Here is a 2557-nt window from a genome sequence, read left to right as displayed (position 1 = left end):
GTTCAGACGGCCTTTTGATTGTTTCAAGTTTACATTTCCAATTCGCTCAAACCCGGCAAGTCGGCAAAACAGCGGTCATGCGTGATTTGGCAGAAGTTGTCCAGATAGCCTTTGTTGGCGTCTTCCGTACGAATGGCGGCATAAAGTTTGCTTTGCAGGCCGTCTGAAGTGATTTTGCGGTGGACGACGTAGCCTTTTTCCAAATACGGCATGACCGTCCAGTAGGGCAGGGCGGCGATGCCGCGTTTGCTGGCAACCAGTTGAATAATGGCAATGGTCAGCTCGCTGTGGCGGCGCGGTGGATTAATGCCTTTAGGCAGCAGCACTTTTTTAGGCAAATCCAGCATTTCGTCGGGGACGGGATAAGTAATTAAGGTTTCGTCGATAAAGTCTTCCGCTTCCCAAACGTCTTTGTCGGCAAGCGGGTGGTCTTCTGCGCAGATGCCGACCATTTCATAGGCAAACAGAGGGCGGTAGCTGATACCGTTGAGCGGCTCGGCTTCGGAAACGATGGCAAGGTCGGCGCGGTGTTGCAACAGCAGCCCGACCGGATCGGCTTGGAAACCGGAAACGATGTCCAATTCAACTTGCGGCCATAAGGGGCGGAACTCGCCCATGGCAGGCATCAGCCAGTCAAAGCAGGTGTGGCATTCGACGGCAAGCCTGAGTTCGCCCGCTTCGCCCTCGATAATCCGCACCAGATCACGTTCGGCGGCGGCAACCTGCGGCAACAGCTCGCGCGCCAGTTGCAATAGGCGCATACCGGCAGGTGTGAAGCGCAAAGGTGTGGATTTGCGTTCAAACAACGGCGTTTCGTAATAATTTTCCAAGGCGCGGATTTGGTGCGATAGGGCGGATTGGGTCAGGAAAACCCGTTTGGCGGCAAGGGAAACGCTGCCGGTTTCTTCTAAAGCCAGCAAGGTTTTGAGATGACGCAATTCGATAATAGAGTCCATGTGTTTTCAGACGGCCTGTGGGTAAGGTGGGGTATATTAAAATAATTCATGATGATGTGCAAATGATTAATGTTGGGAATGATTGCTGAAATCGGAATGTAAGAATTTGAGGCATAAACAGATTTTGCGGTTAGAATGCGAAGCTGTTTTTGAAGATAGATATAAGGAGCGGAATATGGCTTTACGCCGCGAAATTCTGGCTTGGTGCGATGAGACATTGCAGGTCGGGCTGTTTAAGGACTATGCGCCCAACGGTTTGCAGGTCGAAGGCAAGGAAGAAATTACCAAAATCGCTACTTCGGTTACCACCAGCAAAGCTGCAATCGATTTTGCCGTAGGGCAGGGGGCGGATATGCTTTTGGTTCACCACGGCATGTTTTGGAAAAGTGAGCCTGTCACGATTACCGGTTGGAAAAAAGCACGCATTGAAACCTTGCTGCAACACCAAATCAATATGGCGGGCTACCACCTGCCGCTGGACGCACACCCGCAATTAGGCAATAACGCACAGTTGGCCGAGAAACTCGATTGGGTGCTCGAAAAACAATTCGGCGAGCAAAACCTGTTGAATACAGGCCGTCTGAAAACCACGCAAACATTGGCGCAGTTGTCTGAACGCATTGAGGCGGTATTCGGCCGCAAGCCGACCGTTATCGGCGATCTTGAACGCGAAATCAAACGCATTGCCTGGTGTAGCGGCGGTGCGCAGGGATTTTTTCAGACAGCCGCAGACGAAGGTGTCGATGCGTATCTGACCGGTGAAATTTCCGAAGCGCAATATCATCTTGCCAATGAAACGGGTGTGGCATTTATCAGCGCCGGCCACCACGCGACAGAACGTTACGGCGTCCGCGCCTTAGGCGATGCCGTGGCAGAAAAATTCGGTATCGAAGTGGTTCACTTTGATGAAAACAACCCTGCTTGAGTATTGAGCAATATCATAAAACTTTACCTTATTTTAAATAATGCTTTGAGTATTACAACAAACTAGGTAGAATTACGCTGTTTAATGGCTCGGTATTCCCAAAATTTTAGGACGACTGAATAATGGATAATCAAGAAATCAACAACGGTCGCCGCCGTTTCCTGACACTGGCTACATGCGGTGCAGGCGGTGTGGCGGCTCTAGGCGTAGCTACGCCTTTCGTGGCCAGCTTCTTCCCATCGGAGAAAGCTAAGGCTGCCGGTGCTGCTGTCGAAGTAGATGTCAGCAAAATCGAAGCAGGCCAAATGCTGACTGCCGAATGGCAGGGCAAACCAATTTGGCTGGTCAATCGCACAGATCAACAGCTCAAAGACTTGAAAAGTTTGGATGGCGCAGTTGTCGATCCTAATTCCGAAGTGGATCAGCAACCGGAATACGCTAAAAACGAGACCCGTTCGATCAAGCCGAACCTCCTCGTTGCTATCGGTATCTGTACCCACCTGGGTTGCTCCCCAACTTACCGTCCCGATATTGCTCCCGCCGACTTGGGCGCAGACTGGAAAGGCGGTTTCTTCTGCCCTTGCCACGGTTCGAAATTTGACATTGCAGGCCGAGTATACAAAGGTGTTCCTGCACCGACCAACTTGGTTGTACCGCCTTACAAATATCTGAGCGA

General features: G+C 51.1%; 3 protein-coding genes. 2 read left to right on the top strand and 1 reads right to left on the bottom strand.

The window, feature by feature from the left end; translation table 11 throughout:
- Nucleotides 1-29: 29 nt before the first annotated feature.
- Nucleotides 30-956 (bottom strand): LysR family transcriptional regulator, encoded by a 927-nt coding sequence (locus tag ACTHSP_RS19485; protein ID WP_003748251.1) that lies wholly within the window; start codon nt 954-956, stop codon nt 30-32.
- 175 nt (nt 957-1131) lie between these two features.
- On the opposite strand from ACTHSP_RS19485, the gene ACTHSP_RS19480 reads away from it, so the two are divergent.
- Nucleotides 1132-1881: a Nif3-like dinuclear metal center hexameric protein gene (locus ACTHSP_RS19480; protein ID WP_440346723.1), complete on the top strand. Its 750-nt coding sequence runs from the start codon at nt 1132-1134 to the stop codon at nt 1879-1881.
- A gap of 122 nt (nt 1882-2003) precedes the next feature.
- Nucleotides 2004-2557: ubiquinol-cytochrome c reductase iron-sulfur subunit (gene petA, locus ACTHSP_RS19475; protein ID WP_440346722.1), on the top strand; the 554-nt coding region annotated here is incomplete at its 3' end.

The organism is Neisseria sp. P0001.S005 (assembly GCF_051963715.1).
The sequence above is the reverse complement of the archived record's forward strand: the minus strand, read 5'-3'. Positions and strand labels throughout refer to the sequence as shown.

Bases quoted from the DNA above. Each gene is read 5' to 3' on its own strand.
- ACTHSP_RS19485 (WP_003748251.1), bottom strand. From the start codon at position 956: ATGGACTCTATTATCGAATTGCGTCATCTCAAAACCTTGCTGGCTTTA.
- ACTHSP_RS19480 (WP_440346723.1), top strand. From the start codon at position 1,132: ATGGCTTTACGCCGCGAAATTCTGGCTTGGTGCGATGAGACATTGCAG.